The sequence below is a fragment of the Rhodoferax sp. GW822-FHT02A01 genome (genome assembly GCF_038784515.1).
In the GTDB taxonomy this organism is placed as follows: Bacteria; Pseudomonadota; Gammaproteobacteria; order Burkholderiales; family Burkholderiaceae_C; genus Allorhodoferax.
Map to the genome: position 1 here is coordinate 2,155,598 of NZ_CP152376.1, position 23,842 is coordinate 2,179,439.

15 protein-coding genes are annotated in these 23,842 nt (G+C 57.7%); 9 read left to right on the top strand and 6 right to left on the bottom strand.

Annotation, left to right across the window (positions count from 1 at the left end; genetic code table 11):
• Nucleotides 1-247: 247 nt before the first annotated feature.
• Nucleotides 248-469 (bottom strand): hypothetical protein, encoded by a 222-nt coding sequence (locus AAGF34_RS10140; protein WP_342620169.1) that lies wholly within the window; start codon nt 467-469, stop codon nt 248-250.
• Nucleotides 470-818: 349 nt separating this feature from the next.
• Between AAGF34_RS10140 and AAGF34_RS10145 the strand changes: the two genes are divergently transcribed.
• From AAGF34_RS10145 to AAGF34_RS10160, 4 genes are all read left to right on the top strand, one after another.
• Nucleotides 819-1,220: a response regulator gene (locus AAGF34_RS10145; protein WP_342620170.1), complete on the top strand. Its 402-nt coding sequence runs from the start codon at nt 819-821 to the stop codon at nt 1,218-1,220.
• A 37-nt stretch (nt 1,221-1,257) separates the two neighbouring features.
• The gene (locus AAGF34_RS10150) at nt 1,258-1,824 is read left to right on the top strand and encodes a chemotaxis protein CheW (protein ID WP_342620171.1); all 567 of its coding nucleotides are present in this window, start codon (nt 1,258-1,260) and stop codon (nt 1,822-1,824) included.
• 2 nt (nt 1,825-1,826) lie between these two features.
• Complete coding sequence (locus AAGF34_RS10155; protein WP_342620484.1) at nt 1,827-3,575, top strand: methyl-accepting chemotaxis protein; 1,749 nt, start codon at nt 1,827-1,829, stop codon at nt 3,573-3,575.
• A 92-nt stretch (nt 3,576-3,667) separates the two neighbouring features.
• Nucleotides 3,668-6,118, top strand: coding sequence for an EAL domain-containing protein (locus AAGF34_RS10160; RefSeq protein ID WP_342620485.1), 2,451 nt, complete (start codon nt 3,668-3,670; stop codon nt 6,116-6,118).
• Nucleotides 6,119-6,461: 343 nt separating this feature from the next.
• Here AAGF34_RS10160 and AAGF34_RS10165 read toward each other — a convergent pair whose 3' ends face one another.
• The 5 genes from AAGF34_RS10165 to AAGF34_RS10185 all read right to left on the bottom strand — a co-directional run bounded on the left by AAGF34_RS10165 (nt 6,462) and on the right by AAGF34_RS10185 (nt 14,515).
• Nucleotides 6,462-9,251, bottom strand: coding sequence for a diguanylate cyclase (locus AAGF34_RS10165; protein ID WP_342620486.1), 2,790 nt, complete (start codon nt 9,249-9,251; stop codon nt 6,462-6,464).
• A 186-nt stretch (nt 9,252-9,437) separates the two neighbouring features.
• Nucleotides 9,438-9,878 (bottom strand): hypothetical protein, encoded by a 441-nt coding sequence (locus tag AAGF34_RS10170; RefSeq protein ID WP_342620487.1) that lies wholly within the window; start codon nt 9,876-9,878, stop codon nt 9,438-9,440.
• A 31-nt stretch (nt 9,879-9,909) separates the two neighbouring features.
• Nucleotides 9,910-11,124: an MFS transporter gene (locus AAGF34_RS10175; RefSeq protein ID WP_342620488.1), complete on the bottom strand. Its 1,215-nt coding sequence runs from the start codon at nt 11,122-11,124 to the stop codon at nt 9,910-9,912.
• Nucleotides 11,125-11,344: 220 nt separating this feature from the next.
• Nucleotides 11,345-13,090 (bottom strand): bifunctional protein-serine/threonine kinase/phosphatase, encoded by a 1,746-nt coding sequence (locus AAGF34_RS10180; RefSeq protein WP_342620489.1) that lies wholly within the window; start codon nt 13,088-13,090, stop codon nt 11,345-11,347.
• Nucleotides 13,091-13,231: 141 nt separating this feature from the next.
• Entirely contained in the window at nt 13,232-14,515 is a 1,284-nt protein-coding gene (locus AAGF34_RS10185) for an ANTAR domain-containing protein (RefSeq protein ID WP_342620490.1), read from the bottom strand.
• A gap of 329 nt (nt 14,516-14,844) precedes the next feature.
• Here AAGF34_RS10185 and nirB point away from each other — a divergent pair, with 329 nt between their 5' ends.
• From nirB to AAGF34_RS10210, 5 genes are all read left to right on the top strand, one after another.
• Nucleotides 14,845-17,334, top strand: coding sequence for a nitrite reductase large subunit NirB (gene nirB, locus AAGF34_RS10190; protein WP_342621074.1), 2,490 nt, complete (start codon nt 14,845-14,847; stop codon nt 17,332-17,334).
• Nucleotides 17,331-17,735, top strand: a complete 405-nt coding sequence (gene nirD, locus AAGF34_RS10195) for a nitrite reductase small subunit NirD (protein WP_342619182.1) — start codon at nt 17,331-17,333, stop codon at nt 17,733-17,735. The genes nirB and nirD overlap by 4 nt, the downstream gene beginning before the upstream one ends.
• Nucleotides 17,736-17,760: 25 nt before the next feature.
• Complete coding sequence (locus AAGF34_RS10200; RefSeq protein WP_342620491.1) at nt 17,761-20,643, top strand: molybdopterin-dependent oxidoreductase; 2,883 nt, start codon at nt 17,761-17,763, stop codon at nt 20,641-20,643.
• A 15-nt stretch (nt 20,644-20,658) separates the two neighbouring features.
• Nucleotides 20,659-21,441 (top strand): uroporphyrinogen-III C-methyltransferase, encoded by a 783-nt coding sequence (gene cobA, locus AAGF34_RS10205; protein WP_342620492.1) that lies wholly within the window; start codon nt 20,659-20,661, stop codon nt 21,439-21,441.
• A gap of 158 nt (nt 21,442-21,599) precedes the next feature.
• Nucleotides 21,600-23,840 carry a GGDEF domain-containing protein gene (locus AAGF34_RS10210; RefSeq protein ID WP_342620493.1) on the top strand — a complete coding sequence of 747 codons (2,241 nt, stop codon included), beginning with the start codon at nt 21,600-21,602 and terminating at the stop codon, nt 23,838-23,840.
• Nucleotides 23,841-23,842 lie beyond the last annotated feature (2 nt).

Genomic DNA, 23,842 nt, shown 5'->3' on the forward strand with positions numbered 1-23,842 from the left:
CGGCTAGCGAGAGGATGATGGCCCGCTTGCGCGGGCAACTTATGGTTTTCTATATTCGAATTGACTTGAAAGAGTTTGGGCGCGCACTTAATGAACTGGGCCTTCAAAAATGAATTTTGAAAGCCAAGTTGTGGCGGTTACTCGACAATGCGATTGCGCGATTCATTCTTTTAAGATACTTGATTCGATGACGTCGTTTTAATTACTTCCAATAGCTTAATTGTAAAAAAAGCAATTTTCCCAACATCTAATTATCGGATCTGCGCACATTTTTCAAAATATCTGCAAGCTGCAAATCCGCTTGAGTTGTAACTTCCTCGCGCCAAGCTGATGGCGAGTCCGCCAGCTGATCTTTGAGAGCAAGGGAAAGTTCGACCAATGTGTCCCTTAATTGGGCAAGAGCCTCCGCTATTGAGTTAAGTTCTATCCTCGCATCTGTATGTCTCATTTGTTTAACTCCTTCAGACATTTGTGGTCGGCAATTGTGGGATTCTATTGGGCATATGTAGCCTTACCGTCAGGCCTCAAGTGCTGAAGTATTTTTGATTGCGGGCAGAAACCCCTGGATGCTCACGAAGACAAGTCCAGCTGGTTTGTCTGACTAAGGAAAGTTCACTCAACTGATTGCAGGAATATATAGATTCAGGAAGAGAGAAGCCAGCATAAAGAATGTACCTTCGCTGCTAAGCAATGTGGACACTGTCTCCAAGCTGTCCAGGCATCATGGTTCGGAAAATTCCGATCATTGACGGAAATTTCTGTCTTCGATACAGCCCATTCCGATGGTGGTTTACGCGGGCCTCCTGCACTATTCGGGCATGCAATCATTTACCGCCGTTTCCATAGAGAGCTGCCCTTCCACACGGTGGTTCATCCGCATGGCCCTGGAGTTCAGCGGCTTTTCTGTCGCCGAAGCGTGCGAAGGCCCAGCCGGGCTGGAGCTTGTGTATTCCCTGTGTCCCGATCTGGTGTTGGTGGGATGTGGCATCACCGGAATTCAGGCCATTGAACTTTGCAAATTGATTCGCCTGGACTTTCAGCTTAACAAGACTGTGGTGGTCATGCTTTCCGACCGCGGGGACGACCTGGAAGTACAGGAAGGGCTCAAGGCTGGCGCCAGTGCCTATCTGGTCAAGCCATTCAGCCCCGTGCGCTTAATTTCGCTTGCACATCAACTGGTTCATAGCCCGTTTTCGGTTACCTCAAGCAACCCATCGTGAGTTCCAGCAACGCCCAACTTTCTTCCAACAAGACTTTATGCAAACACCATCAACCACATCACCCGACTCTTCTGCTGCACGACCATCGCTGCGCGGCGGACGGAGTGCACAGTCCAATGAAGGACCAAGCGTCCCGAGCGAGTGGCTCAGCTTCAAGCTGGGCGACGAGGAATACGGTATCGACATCCTTAGCGTGCAGGAAATCCGTTCATTTGAAAAGCCCACCCGCATGACCAACATGCCAGCCTTTGTGCTGGGGGTGCTGAATCTGCGTGGCGTGATCGTGCCGGTGCTCGATATGCGGGTGAAGTTCAATCTGGAGCGGGTGGAGTACGGTGAGCTCACCGTGTGCATAGTGCTGAGCATCGGGCACAGGACCGTGGGCATGGTGGTGGACGGTGTGTCGGACGTGGTGACGCTTACCCCGGAGCAGATGCGCCCAGTACCGGAGTTCTCGTCTGGTGTCGGCAGTGAACACCTGTTGTCGATAGGGACACTGTCAAAACGCTTGCTTATGTTGATCGACATAGACAAGCTCATGAGCAGCCAAGAGATGGGGCTGGTTTCAGCAAACGTTGGATCGATAGACACAAGGAGACAATGATCATGAATAATTTAACTGTACGAGCCAAGCTCACCTTGACATTTGGTGGCCTGGGCGCCTTGGTGCTGCTGATCGCCGGCATGGCCATCATCACACTGGGAGACGCCAAGGAGCGCTTTGACAACTACGTCAACGGCATCGGCGCGCGGGCCAACACGGCACACCTTGTGCGGGAAGCAATAGACCTGCGTGCGGTTGCCGCACGCAATCTGGTATTGGTAACCAAGCCCGAAGACCTCGCGGTAGAAAAAGAAGTGGTCACCAAGGCGCACGCCGATGTGGGAACCAATATGACCAAGCTCAAGAAGTTGGCCGAAGCCCCAGGCGTCTCCGAGGAGGCGCGCCGGTTGATTGGGGAGATCGACAAGATCGAGCAGTCCTACGCGCCGGTGGCCCTGTCCATTGTCGACATGGCGCTGCAAGGCAAGAAGGACGAGGCCATTGCCAAAATGAACACCGAATGCCGCCCGCTCCTGGCCAAGCTGGTCAAGGTCTCGGATGAGTATTCCAGCTACACGGCCGATCACGCGGTCAAATTGGTGCAAGCGGCCGCGCAGGACTATGCGGCCCAGCGCAACTACCTGATCCTGGCATGTTGTGTGGCGCTGATAGGTTCCGGGGTGGCCAGCGTGCTGATCATTCGCAGTCTGACACGTGCCTTGGGGGGGGAGCCTGACGTGCTGTGCGAGGTGGTGGGCAAGGTGGCCGACGGCAATCTGACCAGCCAACTGCAGGTGCGTAGTGGCGACACCGTCAGTGTGATGGCTGCGGTGGCCCGCATGCAGACCGCGCTGACCCACGTGGTGGCAACGGTTCGCTCCGGCTCCGAAGGCGTTTCCAGCGCCAGTGCCGAGATTGCCTCGGGCAACAACGACCTCTCCGCCCGCACCGAGCAGCAAGCCAGCGCGCTGGAGGAAACTGCTGCATCCATGGAGGAGCTTGGCTCGACGGTCAGGCAAAACGCCGACAACGCGCGCCAGGCCAACCAGTTGGCGCAAAACGCCTCGACCGTAGCTGTCCAAGGTGGTGAGGTGGTGGCTCAGGTGGTGGACACCATGAAGGGCATCAACGACAGTTCCAAGAAGATCAGCGACATCATCAGCGTGATCGACGGCATTGCCTTTCAAACCAACATCCTGGCGCTCAACGCGGCGGTGGAAGCTGCGCGCGCAGGTGACCAGGGTCGCGGCTTTGCGGTGGTTGCCAGCGAAGTGCGCTCATTGGCCGGGCGCTCAGCCGAAGCGGCCAAGGAAATCAAGATGCTGATCAATGCCAGCGTGGAACGGGTGGAGCAGGGCACGATTCTGGTGGATCAGGCTGGTGAGACCATGACGGAAGTGGTGAGCTCCATCCGCCGGGTGACCGACATCATGGGGGAGATCAGCGCGGCCAGTGCAGAGCAGGCTGCGGGCGTCGGCCAGGTGGGCGAGGCGGTGACGGAGCTGGACCAGGCAACGCAGCAGAACGCCGCATTGGTGGAAGAGATGGCCGCGGCGGCGTCGAGCCTGAAGGGTCAGGCGCAGGACCTGGTGCAGGCAGTCAGCGTGTTCCAACTGGCCGGCCAAAGCGAGCAACACTTCCGGACTGCTGCAGTGCAGCGGGCGCCCGTGCGACACGTGGAACATGCACGCGCAGTCGGCGCCAAGCAGTCGGCAGCCGTCTCAGCCAGCCAAGCGCCCCGGATTGCAGCTCAGGCCAAGAAAAAGGTCGTTGCCACAGCCGAAGCCGAAGGCGATTGGTCCAGCTTTTGATGCACGGCGTGCCAGAATCCGACAGGCGCTGCGGCAAGTGAATAAATAAAAATCAGGGAAACAGAGACTTCATCGTTGGAAGGGCGTCCAAAATGCCACTTTTCTTGGTTAGCAGTTACGACCCACAGTTGGTTGCGTTGTCATTGCTCGTCGCCGTATTCGCCTCCTATGTAGCCCTTGACCTGTCGCGACGGGTTGCTCAGCACAGTGGAAAAGGCGCAATTGTCTGGCTTACCGGTGGGTCACTGGTCATGGGGTCGGGCATTTGGGCCATGCACTTTGTTGGAATGATGGCTTTCAGTTTGCCTATTCCTTTGGGCTACGACTGGTCCATTACCCTGGTTTCGTGGATTGCTGCAATAACCGTCTCCGGTGTGGCACTCTATATCGCCAGCACCAAGGCACTGAATTCCAGACAGCTATTCGTCGGCGGAACCATCATGGGCCTTGGCATTTCGCTTATGCATTACGTCGGGATGTACGCAATGCAAATGGATCCGGCAATAGTCTGGAACCCATGGCTTGTTGTGCTTTCAATCGCCATTGCAATCGGCGCATCCTTTGTGGCGCTGCGGATTTTTTTCTGGATGCGTTCACATCAGCAGGAGCGGGTGCTGCAATGGCAAATACTGTCTTCGATAGTGATGGGTCTTGCCATTTTCACCATGCACTTCACAGGAATGGCTGCTGCCCAGTTTCCGTTGGGCAGCATATGTCGATCGGCCAACGGCTATGGCACGGGTGGATTCGGCTATGTGGTGGGCGCGGTTGCCTTTGGTTTTCTCGTCACAACGCTTATCACGTCGCTGCTTGACGCCAGGTTCGACAATCAAATGCGCATATTGGCAACGGCATTCAATGTCCAGGAGTGCATTCTTGTCACAGATGCTGACGGGAAGATTCTCAGAGTGAATGAAGAATTCACAAAAGTCACTGGCTTCATGGAAGAGGAAGTCATTGGTCAGAACCCGAGAATCCTGAATTCGGGTCGACACGACGCTGCCTTCTTTGCAGCAATGTGGAGTAAGGTCCACACGACTGGGAGTTGGACTGGTGAGATTTGGAATTGCCGCAAGAATGGCCAGGCTTTTCTGGAACGGCTGACTATCACCGCAGTGAAGGACTCAAATGGCCGCATCGTCAACTACGTCAGCAATTCGGTTGATATCACCAAGAATAAGGCTGCGGAAGAGGAGATCCAGCGGCTTGCGTTTTACGATTCACTCACCAACTTGTCCAACCGGCGCCTTCTGATTGACCGATTGCAGCAGGCTTTGGCATCCAGCGCCCGCAACGGACACACCGGTGCATTGCTGTTCATCGACCTGGACAACTTCAAGGATCTCAATGACTCCCAGGGGCACGAAATGGGAGACCTGCTGTTGCGGCAGGTGGCCGCCCGCATCAGTGGGGGTGTACGGGCGTGTGATACGGTTTCGCGATTCGGAGGCGACGAATTCGTGGTGCTGCTGGAGGACCTGAGCGCCGACGCAGTCGAAGCAGCGTCTGAAGCCGGGCGTATTGGTCAGAAGATTCTGGATGGCCTCAGCATTTCCTATGATCTGGGAGATGCCTCGCACCACAGCACTGCCAGCATGGGCATTGCGCTATTCAGCAACCTTGACCAGGGAGTAGAAGAGCTGCTGAAGCAAGCCGACATTGCCATGTACCAAGCCAAGAAGGCAGGGCGAAATAGACTGCGGTTCTTTGATCGGAAGATGCAAGAGAGCATCAGTGCCCGTGTGAGCCTTGAAGGAGAACTTCGTCAAGCGCTATTGAAGAACCAATTTCAGCTGTTCTACCAGATTCAAGTGAACAGCGAAGGCTGTGCACTCGGCGCCGAGGCATTGATCCGTTGGGTTCATCCGCAAAAGGGGTTGGTGCCACCCGCCCAATTCATTCCCATTGCCGAAGAGTCCGGGTTGATTCTTCCAATCGGCCAATGGGTGTTGGACATGGCCTGTGTTCAACTGAAAGCTTGGGAGAAGATCGAACTCACACAAGGCCTTGCATTGGCCATCAACGTCAGTGCCAAGCAGTTCCAACAAGCCGATTTCGTTGATCAAGTGGTGCAGGCGATGCAGCGCCACGGAATCAATCCACAGAGATTGAAGTTGGAATTGACGGAGAGCATGCTGCTCGAAGATATCAACGACACAATTTCAAAAATGAAGACATTGAACAAGTTGGGGGTAATGTTTTCTCTCGATGATTTTGGTACGGGATATTCATCGCTGCAGTATCTCAAGCGCTTGCCGCTTGAGCAACTCAAGATCGACCAGTCATTTGTTCGTGACATCGTATCGGACGTACAAGACCGCGCAATTGTTCACACCATCATCGCCATGGCTTCGAGCCTGGACATGGGTGTAATTGCTGAAGGGGTTGAGACCATTGACCACCAGCGTATGTTGTTGGACAAGGGGTGCGTCAATTTTCAGGGCTATTTATTTGGCAAGCCTCTGCCCATTGATGAGTTTGAAGCCCTGCTGTGGGCCGTCGAGGATCTGACTGCGAATAGTATTGATGTTTCATCCGTCTGACCTCGCTGTCAACGGCATCTATTGGTGGTCGCAGAATCGATCAACAAAAAATCGGAACGCGTATCAATTCCTTGCTCAAACCGGTAACGTTCAACTACTCAACCAAGTGCTTAAGGTGCGTTGACGGTGACTTGGTTGAAGAAAAATGTGAGCAATTGGAAATGTTTTGTGATTGGTTTTCTTGAGTCGAAGAAGCGCCACTTCGAGGCAACATTCGTGACTTGCGTATAACCAAGAACAAACAGCCAAGAGGAACGTCGAAACCAGTCATTCACAAGAGCCTGCTCGTGGTCGTTAGCTGGCGATTCGCAAGTGAGATGACCTCACTTTGAACAGTCAACCTTCAGCTTTGCTGATTCGACTCATGCTTCATTTTTGAAGATGCAGCTTCGATCGTGGCAAATGAGTAGCGGTTGCGTCCGGCATTTTTCGACAAATACATGGCGTGGTCGGCAGCACTGAGAACGCGTTCGACCGTGTTGCCATGCTTTGAAAAAAGCGCGATGCCAATGCTGACTCCAATCAGCACCTGCGTACCTGCAATCTCGAAAGGCTTGCGCAGGGCTTCAATAATATTGTCGGCCACTCGCACAGCATCCGTATCGTCACGCAAGCTTGGCAATATCACGGTAAATTCGTCACCCCCCAGGCGTGCCACTGTGTCACTTTCCCGTACTTGCTCGCGCAGGCGTTTAGCAGCCGCCACTAGCAGACTATCTCCGGCAGCGTGGCCGAGCTGGTCATTCACTTCCTTGAAGTGATCAAGGTCCAGGAACATCAAAGCGCCTGGTGTGCCATCTCGTCGACCGTGTGCCATGGCTTGTCCTAGGCGATCGAAAAACAGGCTGCGGTTAGGTAGGTCGGTCAGCAGATCAAAGTTGGCCGAATGTCTTATGCGCTCTTCTTCTATCCGACGTTGGGTGATGTCCTCCAGAATGGCAACATAGTGGCTGACTTGTCCCTCCGCGTTGAGCAAAGGTGTCACTGTCTGGCTGACGGTGTATCGGGTTCCATCACGACGGGCGTTGACAACGTCTCCATGCCACGTCGTTCCGGCCTTGATGGTTTGCCAGAAATGCTGATAGAAGGCAGCGTCCTGGGCGCCCGAGCTCAGCACATTTGGGTTCTTGCCGAGTATTTCCTCGCTCGAAAAGCCCGATAGCTCGGTAAAGGCCCGGTTGACCCACAGTATGTTGGCCTTGGCATCGGTGACGAAGACGGAGTTGCCCACACCAGCCAGAGCCGTATCCATCAATGTCAGCCATTCCTGCTGCATCGCAGATTCCAGTGCGTAGCCCAAACGCGTGGCGATGGTCGCCAGGCGCTGCGGCAACTCCTCACCATCGAAGTGGTGAGCATCACGCCCATACAGGGCAAGCGCGCCCCAGGTTGCGCCACGCAAGGTCACCGGAAGAATAATCACGGAGCGTGTCTGCTCGGAGGCAATGCGCGAACTGCAGGACTGGCATTGCGGATCATCGGACATCACGATCTTCCAGTTCCCGCTTTGGATTACTTCTCCAGCGAAGGCACAACAAGATGGATCGCCCTTCCAGCGCATGCTGCCTGAACGCAAGGAGCTAAGCATGCCCTTTTCGTCCCCTTCCGCGCTGGCCAACATCACAAGTTTGCCGTCCTTGTCTGCACGACCAACCCAAGCCGCCATCAGATCGAAGACGGGCAGAATCTCTTCGCAAAACATCTGCGCAATGGACTCCAAATTCGTCTGCCACTTCAATAGGACGTTGTCCAATGCGCTGAAAATGGTATCCACTTCCTTGGTTCGGTGCTGCTCAGTTACATCCTTTGCAAAGATGGCGACACTTTCCACCGTGCCCGAAGCATCTTTGACCGGGTAGAGGCTGTTGCTGAAGAACACCGAGCCCCGTCTATCCTGTGAGTGTTGAGGTTGCCCGCTTGTAAAGACTTGCTGCACCAGGACTCTTCGCTTATCTGCGAGGGATTCCGGCATGAGCGCGAAGAAATTCTTGCCATTGATTTCTTCCGGGGATTGTCCAAACCGGCTCGCGCCAAATGCGTTGATGGCAAGAATCCTGCCTTCCGGATCCAGCAGCAGGACGGACTCGTTGGTTGCGTCGATCAATGCGCGCATACGAATGCGGCTCTCCTGAACCAGCTGTTCGGCCTTATGGTGCTCTGCCAACTCCCGCTGCAACTCTATATTGGTGTCGCGCAGTTCGATTGTGCGGGCAGCAACTTCCACTTCAAGTGAGTTCCGTTGTCGCGCCAACAGGGCGTCGCGCACTTCAATTTTTTCCAGCATCTCGTTGAAGCCGTTCGCCAGTTCGACAATTTCGCCTCGCCCTTCCACGGGCAGGCGCTCCGCAAACGCACCATCCTCTTGCCCAATTCGACGCATCGCAATGACGGTTTGATGAAGCGGGCGGGTAATGCTACTTGCTAACAAACTGGCCAACAGCAGAATGACCATTCCACTGGCGGCCGCGAACAAAAGTGTGTATCCGATCTGGCTCCTCACAATGGCATCCACTTCGTCCACGTAGACACCGGATCCAATCAGCCACCCCCAGGGCTCGAATTTCTCGACATAGGACAACTTGGGGTAGCGCTGTTCCGTCACCCCAGCGCCCACTTTGGGCTTTGGCCAGTCGTAAGTGACGTACCCTTTACCGCCCTTGTTCACCACTTCGACGAAGGTCGCGAAGAGATTCTTCTTGCCATCGATTGGCACAAAGGGGCCTTCCGTGCCAACGAGCTGTCCCTTGGCGCTGTTGAATTGGGCTGAGTCCAGAACTTGTCCATCCAACTCGGGCAATGTGGGATGTACGACCATCCTGGGAAATGGGAGGCTCAGATCGGTAAGCCAGAAATACTCGGCTCCGTCGTAACGCATGGCCCGAATGGTGTCTTTGGCGGCCTGTTGAGCTGCAGCCTCGGAGAGCTCGCCCCGTACTTGCATCTGGTGATAGTGGGACAGTACGCTAAGACCCGTTTCTACCAATTGGCGGGTCTTTTCCTCCTTTTCCCGCCACATTTCGTCTCTTAATGTCAACGCACTGATGAGGCCACCAAGAACGATGCCGCCGATCAGGAGCACAACCAGTGCCCAGATCCGGTTGCGCACGCTCAGGCGGTTAAGCGGGGAATTCATTTGGTAGCTTCAACGACTTTATTGGAATCCCTGTCAGTATGTGGTTGGCACCCTTTCACCATAATTGATGTTAATCAAATAGTAAGGAGGAAAGCAAGATTGAATTTGCTCAGTTGGATATCCAGACTCGTCAGCACTTGTGTGACGTCGGTCGCTGGTTTGACGCACAAGGCAATCGGATAACAGCTATCTGAAAATCATCTGGTCTTCCACAATGGCAAATGCCCTGGCAATTTCTGCTTCAGTGGCAAGCTCGGTCTGTTGTTGGTGAATGCCCAGGAACTCCCTGATCGTGCCGGATTCAGCGGGATTCAGCGAGTATCCGAAACCGTTGAGCGCACGCTCCTGACACGAGCAGATGGACGCTTGGGCGGCAAGAATGTCCTCAATGCACTCGGCGCCGTAACCCCATTCAGAAAGCACCAACCCCATGTTGCAGCATGCGTACAACCTGCTCGCGTGAACCCGAGTTCCAGATCCGGCAACCAGCTCGTCAAAGGCGCAGAGACTGGTAAGGGTAATGTCCGTGTGCAATTGCCGCGAGATGGGTTTCTGTGCAAAGGCCCGCCAGATCGGATTGCCTGCAAGAATCCTTTGGTGCGACTTGCGAACCTTCTTCTTCAGCATGGTATCTGCTTTCTGGACCAGAGCGATTGCACTAGGCGGTGCGCGCCCGCCCGCCTTTTTCAGCCCAGGTCCGGGTCCAGCGAATTTGCATGGTGCGCAGCAGGACCAGCATGATGACAGCCACGCAAGCAAACCCCAGAAATCCCCACATGAATGTTCCCGTGTATTGCTTCGATATGCCCATCGCGTTGGGAATAAGCCCCCCACCCAGTGCACCAATCTCACCAATCATGGAGCCCGCAACGGCCGTCGTGGTTGGCCAGCGCAATGGAACCAATTGGAACAACGCTCCATTGCCGGCCCCCAGAGCAGAAAAGCACAGCATGAAGAGCAGCATGGTTACCGTCAGTGAATTTCCTGCGAGGCCACATAGCGCCAGGGAGACGGCAGTGATGCCGAGAACCGTGGTCAGTGTGTTCACGCCCCCCCAATGGTCCGACAGCCATCCGCCTACGATTCTCAAGGCTGCACCCAGGAAGGCCGCCAGCATGGTGAGCTGACCCGCCTGGACTTTGCTCACGCCAAATTGGTCATAGAAGTAGCTGGGCAAGAAGGTTGCCAAGCCCAGGAATCCTCCAAAGGTGACGACGTAGATCAGGCTGAATGCCCAGCCATCCTTTTCATACAGGCAACTCAGATGGTCCTTCAGCTTGGAGTGGGGTGAAAGATCCGTTGGCTCCTTGGCAAAAATCACCATCACGGCAGCGGGTACTGCCACACTCAAGGCGGCAAAGCCATAGACGGTCTGCCATCCATACCTCTGGGCCAGCATGGGGGCCAACAATGCCGCAAATGCGGTTCCCACATTGCCTGCACCTACGATGCCCATGGCCAAACCCTTGTAGCGCGGCGGGAAGGTGCCGGATCCCAGTGACATTGCAACCCCAAAGCTTGCTCCCGCTACGCCCAGCAGTACACCCATTGCAATGATGTCATTGAACGTCTGCACGAAGAAATATCCATAGGCCATGGCAATAGCGATACCACCCATTTCGACCAGGGTGGCGTTCTTGCGACCTATGTACTGTGCAAGCAGTCCCAGCGGGAATCTCAGGAGGGCGCCGGCAAAGATTGGAATGGACAGCATGACCCCCTTTTGGGTGGGGCTGAGATGCAATGCCTCGCTGATAAAGGGCGCCATGCTGCCGTTGATCACCCAGATGGCAAAGGAGAAAGTGAAATAGGTCAGAGCGGCCCAAAGCGTTGGGGCATGGCCAGCTTGCAAAAACAGGCGGAAGTTCTTCATGGGATCTCGCAGCAAAGTTCAAACGCGGAAATGGGAACCCCTGGACCTTTGTCGAGGGTTGGAGACTGCCATCGGCATGCATGGCGAATGAGGACTTCGTTGTCCTTGACTTCAGCCACCTCCTGGCAAGGAGGTGGTTCGATCAAATGGCCTTCGTTGGCCGGAGTGAATTGGCTCAAGCAATGCCCGTGCCAATATTTCTGCAAGTGAGGGATGTCATCTATTTGGGCAGAAATAGAAGCCAGTAGATGAGGAGCAAGTTGAAAAGCATTGATACGGCAAAAGCCAGCTTCCAAGCGGTGCTGGGGCTGCGCAGCAGCAGAGGGGTGTTTTGCGGGATGGGCAATGGTCTTGCAGCCCCTCGCTCCAGCGCAAGAAGAAACTCTTCACCCGTTTCAAACCGTTGGCTCTGGTCTCGCGCCACGGCTTTCAGAATCACGTGGTCAAGCCAAATGGGGATCTCCGGTCGATGGCGGCTTGGGGGCACCGGGTCCCTGTGGTACCTGCCTATCTGGTACGGCAGCACTTGGCCGTAGGGCAGGCGGCCTGTGAGGAGTTGGTAGAGGGTCACGCCCAGCGCAAAAAGATCGCTGCGCGCATCAGGCAACTGCTTCGCGGTCATGTCGCCACCCTTGATGCTGAAACCCCACTGTTCAGGATTGACGTAGCTGGGTGTTCCCGCATGCAGCTCCCGCGCAGATTGCGACTCCCGTCCGCTGAGCGCAACGCCTAGATCGAGGATGCGCAGGACTCCGTCTTCACCCTGATGCAGGTTGGTCGGGTTGATGTCCCGGTGTACCACGCCTTGTCGGTGCAGGAGCATGAGGCCCTTGAGAGCCTGGGTCGCCAAGCCCAGCAATTGCGGCACCTGCAACGGCCCTTTGTGCGCAAGCCACTGGGCGCAGGTCTCACCCCGGTGCCAGTCGTAGAGCAGAAAGCACGCAGAACGGGGGGTCTTGCCCGGCAATTCATCGTGCAGTGTCACCAGGTAGTCGGCAGCGCTGGACGAGCGCATGCGCTTGGCCAGCCACGCCTCGTGCGCCAGCATCTCTCGCTCCTGCGGATCGTTGGCGCGTGACGGGTTCAGTGTTTTGAGCGCGAACAGTTTCTGTGAAGCGAGATCACGTACCTGGTACAGCAGGTTGACACCGTTATCCGCCACCAGTGCAGTCACCGACAGTCCATCGATGACACTGCCCACCTGCAAGCGTGGCGGGATGGGCAGCGTTTTCAGACTCTGGCTTTCGTCGGATAGGGATGCATCCAGGAGGCCAATGACCCGCAGAACCAGCGCAGTGACGTTGTCCTGGCTTGAGGCCTTGCGTGCCGCGTCAATCAGTGCCTGCGCTGCCAGCTGTGAAGAGTTGTGGCTGAGCACCGTCTCCCGGATTCTTTTGGAGTCCAGACTGCCGTGTACTCCATCTGTGAGCAACACAAACACATCTCCCACCTGCGCGTCGCCTTGCTCGTAATCCACGGCCACGCGATCCTCATATCCGATGGCACGCAGCAACTGGTGATGAAAGTCCGGATGCTGCACGACATGGTCCTGCGTCAACTGGATCAACTCTCCGTCGCGCAACAAATAGGCGCGCGTGTCGCCCACATGGGCAAGGGCGTACGACTGGCCCTTGATGACCAGAGCGGTCAATGTGCTCATGCCAAGAGCCGGTATGCGGCGGCGGTTGATGCCAGCCAGCCAGGCGTTTTGGGCGGAAATAACCCGATCCAGTGCGACGGTCGTGTTCCACGTCTCAGGCGTGCCGTAATAGTCTCGCAGCAGACTGATGACTGTGGTTTGGGCTGCTTCACGCCCCATGCCGCCGTGACTCACTCCATCTGCAACTGCCGCAATGGCACCCATGTCGGCCTGGGCTGGACTGGGCAGCATGGCGCCACAAAAGTCCTCGTTGACCTCCCTGGCGCCTGCCTGGGAAGTAAATCCGATGTCAATTTCAAATGCCATGCACCAAGGGTACGCAATTTCTGCGCCCAAATGTTGCGCAAAAGAGTTTGGGTTCGCCCGGTTTTGGTGCGGCGCAGCACATGCGGTGCATCAGATCGAAAACTGGGGAACCAACGCAATGCTCATGAAGACGCAAGTGCCTCAACCCACCAGGACTTCCAGACTTCGCTCGTAGTGGGCCGCCAATTGGTCAAAGAGCTCCAGCAGCTTTTCGCTGCTCTGGAACACCTCATCCATGAATTCGACCCGTTTGCGAGGCGCCGCACCAGGCAGGCTCTTGGTGGCCGCCACCATTCTGAGCCATGCAATGCCTGCGTCTTGCAGCGTCTGGTGAATGGCAGCGTCGCTGAGCGGTATGGCATTGAGGGACGTCAGTGCCGCCTCGAATTCGGTTTGTGCTGCCAACATGCCGTCTTTGACCGCTGCACTGGACGCGCCCTGCGGCTCAGCCGTCTGCAGCGCAAATCGTGCGTAGCGTTGCGAGAGCATGCGTTGGCGCCCTGCCAGATTGAGAAGACGCAGCGGCGTGGCCTGACCCGATGCTTCCAACCGGGCCGTCAGGCGCTCGGCGCCCTGCAAAAGGTTTTCCGCCAGATCTTCCACGGCCTCGCTGGGGCCGGACGTCAGCGCAGTCTTGAGCTGCCCCCAGCTCTTTTCAACCTGATCCAGCAAGTCGCCAAACGTTGGCAATGAGATGCTCTTGCGCAGCAATTCAAAATTGCCGTTGACCCAATCCACTGACTTTTGCAGCAAATCTGCATATTGCTCGGACTGCGGACTGGACTCCTTCAGCAAATGCAGTTTGAAGAGGCGCTGCGAGAGCATCCGCAGCTGCCCGGAATGGTTGACGGCCTCTGCAAAGCGTGCCGACTGTATCACGTGCTGCGAGAGCTGCCCCATACGCTGATTGGAGCTCATGGCCGTTGAGCGCAGCACCTTGAATGCATCGTCATCCGATATTTGCTGGGCGCGCATCAGTATGCCTTTTGCCCGATCCACGACTTTGCGTTCTTCATAGCGCGTTGCCATGTCCTCATAGGCCTTGCGCAATTGCTGTTCGTGGCGAAAACGTGCCTGTGCCAGCTGAATCAGAGGGCGCAGGCGGTTGCTCGAGTAGCCATTGACTGCATATACGTGAATGCCGGATGCAATGGACCTCTCTATGTTTTTGGCATCGGAATCGTGGGTGAAAACGATCAAAGGGCAGGGCATTGCCTTTTCAAACAACTGGATGGCGTCGAACCAGCTGCTGCTCGGAGAGGGCTCGTCGCAGATCACCACGTCTGGTGCATGAATTGCCACGGCTTGCACCAATTTATTCACCTCATGCAGTGATGCAAGCACCGTAATGCCGGCATCCTGCAAGTCTGCCTTCAAGGATGGGGCCGTCAATTGGCGGGTGACGCATAACAAGGCGGATGTCATTTGGGAATGGCTTCTTGGGGAGTTGGCGCGGCTAACGCGAAATAGGTCGTATTGTTATTCTGATTTGGGAAATCGCGGTTGGGGTCATGTGGCACGGCTCTTGCATTGACTCAGGTACAACGCAACGACGCGTTCGAAAGAGATTACACCGCCCAGATTCTGTGCACAACGAAGTTGCACAGTGTTGGCGGTCCATAACCGGCACCTGCCGGTACGTCTTGGCCAAGACGTGGCTCTCACTCCCCACTTTTTTCCTTGCGCAGCTTTGCTGCGTCCGAATTCATCTATTGGTCTGAATGGAGATTCCCATGGACATGAAACCGCCCCCGCTGCAAAAACAGAAACTCGTGATGGTTGGCAACGGCATGGCCGGCGTGCGCACGATAGAAGAGCTGCTCAGAATCGCACCCGACCTGTACGACATCACGGTCTTCGGTGCAGAGCCGCATCCCAACTACAACCGCATCCTCTTGAGCCCGGTGTTGGCCGGTGAGCAGACGCTCGATGAGATCGTGCTCAACCCGTTTAGTTGGTACGAAGAGAACGGCATCACCCTGTACGCAGGCAAGAAGGTCACTGAGGTGGACCGCGTCAAGCGCGTAGTGCGCTCGGTGGGCGCCGACGGTGCAGTGACCGAAGCGGCCTATGACCGACTGCTGCTGTGCACCGGCTCCAACCCCTTCATCCTGCCGGTGCCCGGCAAGGACCTGGAAGGCGTGATTGCCTACCGCGATATCGCCGACACCAACGCCATGATCGAGGCCGCCACACGCTACAAGCATGCGGTGGTGATTGGCGGCGGCCTCTTGGGCCTGGAAGCAGCCAACGGCCTGATGTTGCGTGGCATGACGGTCACCGTGGTGCATGTGCAGCCCACACTGATGGAGCGCCAGCTCGACAGCGTCGCAGGCGGTCTCTTGCGCAAGTCGCTGGAGGAGCGCGGCCTCAAGTTCCTCATGGGCGCGCAAACCCAGGAACTCATTGGCAGCCAGGACGATGGCAAGGGCGGACGCGTCAAGTCCATCCGCTTCAAGGACGGCACCGAAGTGGCCGCCGATCTCGTCGTCATGGCTGTGGGCATACGCCCCAACACCGAGCTGGCCCAGAGTATGCGGCTGCACGTGGACAAAGGCATCGTGGTGACCGACACCATGCAGACCGTGACCGACGCACGCATCTACAGCGTGGGCGAATGCGCTGCGCACCGCGGCATCGCCTATGGGCTGGTGGCGCCTTTGTTCGAGCAGGCCAAGGTGGCAGCCAACCACCTGGCGCTCTACGGCATTGGCCGCTACCAGGGGTCACTCACCTCCACCAAGCTCAAGGTCACTGGCATCGACCTTTTCAGTGCGGGCAATTTTATGGGCGGCGAGAACACCGAAGAGATCGTGATGAGCGACCCCTTTGGCGGTGTCTACAAGAAGCTGGTGATCCAGAACGACAGATTAGTGGGCGCCTGCATGTATGGCGACACGGTGGACGGCAGTTGGTACTTCAAGCTGCTGCGCGACGGCCGCTCCATTGCCGACATCCGCGACAAGCTGATGTTTGGCGAGAGCAACATCGGCGACGTGGGGCATGAGGGCCACAACAAGGCCGCCAGCATGCCAGACGACGCCGAGGTGTGCGGCTGCAACGGTGTCAAGAAAGGCACCATTTGCAAGGCCATCAAGGATAAGGGCCTGTTCACCATCGAAGAGGTGCGCAAGCACACCAAGGCCAGCGCCTCGTGCGGCTCATGCACCGGACTGGTCGAGCAGATCCTGATGTTCACCGCCGGTGGCGACTACTCGGCCACCCCCAAGACCAAGGCCATGTGCGGCTGCACCGACCTGGGCCATGCGGCCGTGCGCGAAGCCATACGCACGCCTTTGGCCGATGGAAGCAAGCTGCTCACCATAACCGCGGTGTACAAGCATCTGGGCTGGAAGACGCCCAATGGCTGTGCATCGTGCCGCCCGGCTGTGAACTACTACCTGATCAGCAGCTGGCCCAAGGAGGCGGTGGACGACCCGCAAAGCCGCTTCATCAACGAGCGCAGCCATGCCAACATCCAGAAGGACGGCACCTACAGCGTGATCCCGCGCATGTGGGGTGGCGAGACCACGGCCGATGAGTTGCGCCGCATTGCCAACGCGGTGGACAAGTACAACATCCCCACGGTCAAGGTCACCGGCGGCCAGCGCATCGACCTGCTGGGCGTGAAAAAGGAAGACCTGCAGGCCGTGTGGAAGGACATCGGCATGCCCAGCGGCCACGCCTATGCCAAGGCCTTGCGTACGGTCAAGACCTGCGTGGGCTCCGAGTGGTGCCGCATGGGCACGCAGGACAGCACCCAGATGGGCAAGGACCTGGAGCGTGCGATGTGGCGCATGTACGCGCCGCACAAGGTGAAGTTCGCCGTCTCGGGCTGCCCGCGCAACTGTGCGGAGGCCGGCATCAAGGACGTCGGAATCATTGGCGTGGACAGCGGCTGGGAGATGTATGTGGCGGGCAATGGCGGCATCAAGACCGAGGTGGCGCACTTCCTCACCAAGCTCAAGACGGCCGAAGAGGTGCTGGAGTACACCGGCGCCTTCTGCGAGCTGTACCGCCAGGAGGGCTGGTACTTGGAGCGCACGGTGCACTTTGTGAACCGCGTAGGCCTGGACTATGTGAAGAAGCGCATCCTCGAAGACCATGCCGGTCGCAAGGCGCTGTGGGAGCAGTTGCAATTTGCGCTCGATGGCGAGCCCGATCCCTGGTTTGACTTCAAGGAAGCACAGGTGGACACGCGCCAGTTTGACGCGCTGACCGTCAAGGAAGGAGCAGCAGCATGAGCAAGCTCCACAACACGTCCAATGAATGGGCTCTGATCTGTGCGCTCACCGACATCCCGGTGCTGGGCTCGCGCCGCGTGGCGCGCGCACAAGGGCTGGACGTGGCGGTGTTCCGCAACAGTCAGGACGAGGTGTTCGCGCTGCTGGACCGCTGCCCGCACAAGGGTGGCCCCTTGAGCCAGGGCATTGTGTTTGGCACCCATGTGGCCTGCCCGCTGCACAACTGGAGCATTGGCCTGTGTGACGGCCAGGCTTCTGCGCCGGATGAGGGTTGCACCCCGAAGTTCAGCGTCAAGCTCGAGGGTGGGCAGGTCTACCTCAAGGCAGCCGAACTGCAGAACCACGCCACCGATCTGCTGCGCCCGGTTGCAGGACCTGCCCGGCGCACGGCCACGGCGTAAGCCGCATACAGTGAACGAGCGCCCCATGCAGGAAACCCGCTCCACCTGTCCCTACTGCGGTGTGGGCTGCGGCGTCATCATCGAGAGCAAGGGCGCGCAGATCACCGGTGTGCGCGGCGACCCGGACCACCCAGCCAACTTCGGGCGACTCTGCTCCAAGGGCAGCACCCTGCATCTCACTGCAAGCGCGGTAGTGACGCAGCAGACGCGTCTGTTGCAACCCATGCAGCGGCTCACGCGCGGCGCAACGCCCCAGCCGCTGGGATGGGATGCGGCACTGACCCAGGCCAGCGCCACCTTTGCCCGCATCATTCGTGAGCACGGCCCCGATGCAGTGGGCTTCTATGTCTCGGGCCAGTTGCTCACCGAAGACTATTACGTCTTCAACAAGCTCGCCAAGGGGCTCATTGGCACCAACAACATCGACACCAACTCGCGCCTGTGCATGAGCAGCGCCGTGGCGGGCTACAAGAAGACGCTGGGTGCCGATGCGCCCCCGGCCTGCTACGACGATGTGAACTTTGCGGCCACGCTGTTCATCACCGGCTCCAACACCGCCTTTGCGCACCCGGTGCTGTACCGCCGCATCGAAGATGCCAGACGAGCCAACCCCACGCTGAAGGTGGTGGTGGTAGACCCTCGGCGCACCGATACGGCCGACATGGCCGACTTGCATCTGCAGATACAGCCCGGCACCGACGTGATGCTGTTCAACGGCATGCTGCACCTCATGCTGTGGGAGGGCTGGACCGATGCCGCCTACATCGCCGAGCACACAGCCGGCTTTGATGCGCTCAAGGCAACGGTGCGCGACTGCACGCCCGATCTGGTGGCGCAGGTCTGCGGCATCAGCAAGGACGCTCTGCTGGAAGCCACCCGTCTGTTCACGGGCCTGGGCCATAGAGTGGTCGGCGCAGATGGCAAGTTGCAGGCCGTACAGCGCCAGCCCACTTTGAGCCTGTATTGCCAGGGCCTGAACCAGTCCAGCAGCGGCACCGCCAAGAACGCCGCCCTCATCAACCTGCACCTGGCCTGCGGCCAGATCGGCAAGCCCGGAGCTGGCCCCTTCTCGCTCACCGGCCAGCCCAATGCCATGGGCGGGCGCGAAGTAGGAGGCCTGGCCAATCTGCTCAGTGCCCACCGGGACCTGGGCAATGCGCAACACCGCGCAGAAGTCGCCGATCTCTGGGGCGTGGCCGATGTGCCCGCAACACCCGGCAAGACCGCCGTGGAAATGTTCCAGGCCGCCGCCGACGGCGAGATCAAGGCCTTGTGGATTGCCTGCACCAACCCGGCCCAAAGCATGCCCGATCAGGCCACCGTGCGCCGCGCGCTGGAGCGTGCCGAGTACGTGGTGGTGCAGGAAGCGTTTGCGACCACGGCCACCTGCCGCTACGCCGACCTGCTGCTGCCCGCCACCACCTGGGGCGAGAAGGAGGGCACGGTGACCAACAGCGAACGCCGCATCAGCCGCGTGCGCGCAGCAGTGCCGCCACCCAGTGAGGCAAACACCCACCAGAGCGAAAGCGCCCCCCGACATGACTGGGCCATCGCCGTGGACTTTGCGCAGCGCCTGGAGCGCTCGTTGGGGCGCGTAGGACCCACCTTGTTCCCCTACACCACACCTGAGTCGATCTGGAACGAACACCGCGAATCCACCCGCGGGCGCGATCTGGACATCACGGGCTTGAGCTACACGGCACTGGAGATAGCACCGCAGCAGTGGCCCTTTCCAGAAGGTGCCAGCAAGGGGCGCGCCCGGCTATACGAAGACGGCGTCTTCCCCACTGCGGATGGCCGTGCGCAGTTTGCCGCCGTGCCCTACAAGCCCGTGGCCGAACCACGCGAGGCGCGCTACCCGTTCTCGCTCAACACTGGGCGCCTGCGCGACCAATGGCACGGTATGAGCCGCACCGGCACGCTGGGACGATTGTTCGGGCATGCGCGTGAGCCGGCCCTGCAGATGCACCCGCAGGACATGGCACGGCGCCTGCTCAAGGAGGGCGATCTGGTGCATGTGACCAGTCGGCGCGGCTCTATCCTGGTGCCGGTGCAAGCCAGTGCCGAGCAGGCCATGAGCCAGGTGTTTCTGGCCATGCACTGGGGTGAGGAATTCATCAGCGGGCGCAGCAGCACCGGCCAGCGTCTGGCGGGCGTGAACGCGCTGACCAGCCCGGCCTTCTGCCCGGACTCCAAACAGCCCGAATTCAAGCATGCCGCAGTCAAAGTTCTCAAAGCCGAGCTGCCCTATTCTCTGGTGGCCATGGCCTGGCTGGCCCCCGAGCAGGTGCTGGCCGCGCGCAGCCAGCTGCAGTCGCTCATGGAGCGCTTTGCCTACGCCGCCTGCGTCCCGTTTGCCAATGCCACAGCCATGGATGGCGCGGCCGAGCGCCAAGGCCTGCTGCTGCGCGCAGCGGACCATGAAGCACCTGCACCCGATGTGCTGCAACAGATCGAAGCCATCCTGCAACTGCAAGGCGCCCAGGTGCTGCGCTATGCCGACCCCAAGCGCGGGCAGCACCGCACCATGCGGCTGCGCCGCACCCATGACGACACCCTGCTCGATGGCTTCCTGCTCTCGGGCGATACCAGCGCGCAGGGGTGGATCAACACGCTGCTGACCAGCAGCCAACCGATACAACGATATGGTCGTGCGCTTTTGGTGCCCAGTAGCAAGCCTCCTGTAGAGGTTGCCACCAGCGGCCAGATAGTCTGCACGTGTTTCAGCGTGACCGACCAAGCCATCAATACCTATCTTCAAAAATGCACTGGCTCTGAAAAAGAGCAGTTGGCGGCACTCCAAGGCGCCCTTCAATGCGGAACGAATTGCGGATCCTGTGTGCCGCAATTGCAGCGAATAGTGCGTCAAGGTGAAGCGCAAACACTCACTGTAAAGGAAGCGGCCTGAACCATGAATAGACAAATGACTTCGATGCTCTGCACGGGCCAGGTCACCCTGGTGGGCGCAGGCCCGGGCGACCCGGAGCTGCTGACCATCAAGGCCCTCAAGGCCATACAGACCGCCTCCCTGCTGCTGGTGGACGATCTGGTGAGCGAGGACATCGTGGCACTGGCAACGGCCAGCGCGCGCATCATCCGGGTCGGCAAACGCGGGGGCTGCCGCTCCACGCCACAGTCGTTCATTGAGAAGCTGATGATCACGGCCGCCCAGGAGGGCGAACGGGTGGTGCGCCTCAAGGGCGGCGACCCGTTCATGTTTGGACGTGGCGGCGAAGAGGTTGAACACCTGCAGGCAGCCGGTGTGCGTGTGGACGTGGTCAACGGCATCACTGCCGGCCTGGCGGCAGTCACCTCTTTGCAACTGCCGCTGACCCACCGCCAGCATGCCCATGGCGTGGTGTTCGTGACCGGTCATGCCAAGCCCGGCGACAGCGGGACGGACTGGCGTGCGCTGGCACAAACTGCCCACAGTGCCAAGCTGACCCTGGTGATCTACATGGGTGTGGGTGGCGCGGCTCGCATCCAGCAGGAGTTGCTGAGCGGCCTGGCTGCGAGCACGCCGGTGCTGATCGTGCAGAACGCCTCGTTGCCGCAGCAACGTCATGCTCAGACCACACTGGACCAGCTGCACGCCACCATTGAGCGCGAAGGGCTGGGCAGTCCGGCGGTGATTGTGGTGGGGGATGTCGCAGCAAATGCTGTTTCAATGAATCAACCAGAAATGTACTTCGCGCAAAGAGGTTAGCCTCGTGCCCTTATCCACTTCGATGGACTGCATTTTGTCAATGATTTCAATTTGATTGATTGCCACTTACGGGCATATATGTTGCTTAGTGTTTACCACTAGAAGTGGGGCCGCTGCAGAGCTTGTGTCCCATCTAAATCTTTCAAAGGTTTAAGGCAATGGGCAACAAAATCGGCGTAGGGCGAAACGTATCACTTACGTCAACTTCCATCCTGGAAAGTGCAGCGGCTTTCGGTCGGTGGCAGTACTCGCCAAAGGCTGCTCGCATAGATATTTCCGAGATGGCTGCTGCGCTCCTGGACGTCACGGCGGCACATGATCTTGCGTTGGATGCCTGCTTCATCAACGTGGTGGAGGATGATCTCGTTGGGCTCATTGAGTTAGTCACCGGCGATCAGGCTCTGCAGGAGGCACGGTACGAATTTCGCGTTATTACGGCGAAGGAAGGGCTGCGATGGCTTCGATTAACGGTACTCCCACTTTCCGATGAGGAAGACCGGTGCGTTTACGGAATACTGACTGACATCACGCCCAGCAAGCATGCGGCCGTGCGAGAACGCCTTGCCTTTGAATTGACGGAGTATCTGGTTGGATCAAATCAGTTGAGCGAAGCCATCGTCAATGTCATACAACTTGTCTGCAAAAACCTTGGCTGGGAGTGGGGTGCCTATTGGGTCATGGAGGCGTCGCCACAAAATGAAGCCCAATTGAAGTGCAGGTACCAGTGGCACAGGACTGAATACAACCTGGGTGCATTTGGCCAGGCAAGCAATAGTCTGCTGATGTCGCCAGGCCAGGGACTGGTGGGGCTCGTATGGGAGTCCGGCAAAGCGCAATGGGTGGACGATATGTCGACCAATCCCAATTTTCTGAGACGAAAAAGCGCACAGACCTGCGGCTTGCTTTCGGGATTCATATTTCCGGTTACCTATGTTTCGGAGGACGGTGAACGCCATAGTCCGGGCGTGTTGGAGTTCTACAGCTGCCTTTCTCGTCAACCGGAAGCGCAGTTGCCCAAACTGTCCGCAACGATCGGTGCACTGATTGCCCAAACGGCACAGCGTTTGGAAAAGGAAGCGGTCATCTACCGTTTGGCCCACATTGATGAGCTCACGGGGCTTTCCAATCGAACCCACTTTCATTCCCAATTGGCACAAAAGTGCGAGAGTGCATCCAGGCAGAAAGAGAGCTTTGGCCTGATGTTCATCGACCTGGATCGCTTCAAGCCAATCAATGACGCTTTTGGCCATGAGGCTGGAAACATTGTGCTGCGGGAGTTCGCACATCGGCTGACAGCCGTTGTGCCAGAAGGCGCGGTTGCAGGCAGATTGGGTGGTGACGAGTTCGCTCTTCTGGTTCCCTGCAGTTCAGACGCCGCCATATCGGAAGTGGCAGAACGCGTGCTGGAAATTGCGCGTATTCCGTTTGAATACCACGGGGTGGAAGTCACGGTATCCGCGAGCGTTGGTGTCAGCAGGTTTCCCGAAAGTGGTTTGACGGCTCCGGCACTTTTGCGCAGTGCGGACACTGCGATGTACCGCGTCAAACAAAATGGGCGCAATGGCTGCGATATTTCTTCGGCAAGCGATTCCAACAGCATTGCTCTGATGCAGGCCTCTCTGGCCAGGCGTTTGACATTCGAAACAGAACTTCACCACGCAATAGAAAACAAGGAACTGTTTCTCGTCTATCAGCCCATCTTTGACATCGCGAAGAGGCGATTACATGCGATCGAAGCGCTGGTGCGCTGGCGGCGTGCTGGCGGGGAGCTGGTTGCGCCCGATATTTTCATCCCCATTGCCGAACAGAGCCACCTTATCGTGGAGATTGGACGATGGGTGATGGAGCAGGCTTGCGCGGACCTCTCCACGCTGTTCCAGGCGGACTTTCACGGTCTGAAGGTGCACGTCAATATGGCAGCTTCAGAGTTCACCAGCAATGACCTCCCAGATGTGTTGAGTGAACTGACGTCGGCACATTGCATTCCTCCTTCAAGCATTACGTTGGAACTCACCGAAGGCATGCTGATGAAGCGCTCTGAGCAAGTGATATCCGTGATGCACAAACTGCGGAACAGAGGCTTTGAAATAAGTCTGGATGACTTCGGAATGGGGCACTCCTCACTTGCAATGCTGAAGAATCTGCCCATTACTTCGATGAAGGTGGATAGGTCATTTGTGCGCGATATCGCCACAAACCAGAGCGACCATGCCATTGCCAAGACTATCGTGGCATTGGGAAAGCATCTGCAACTGGATGTGATTGCAGAGGGCATTGAAACCCATGATCAACTCTCACAACTGAAAGCCGCAGGTTGTCATCTGATCCAGGGCTATCTGCTTAGTGAACCTCTGAGTCTGGTCAGCCTGATCGAAAGCTACTCCTCATTTCATTCGTGAAT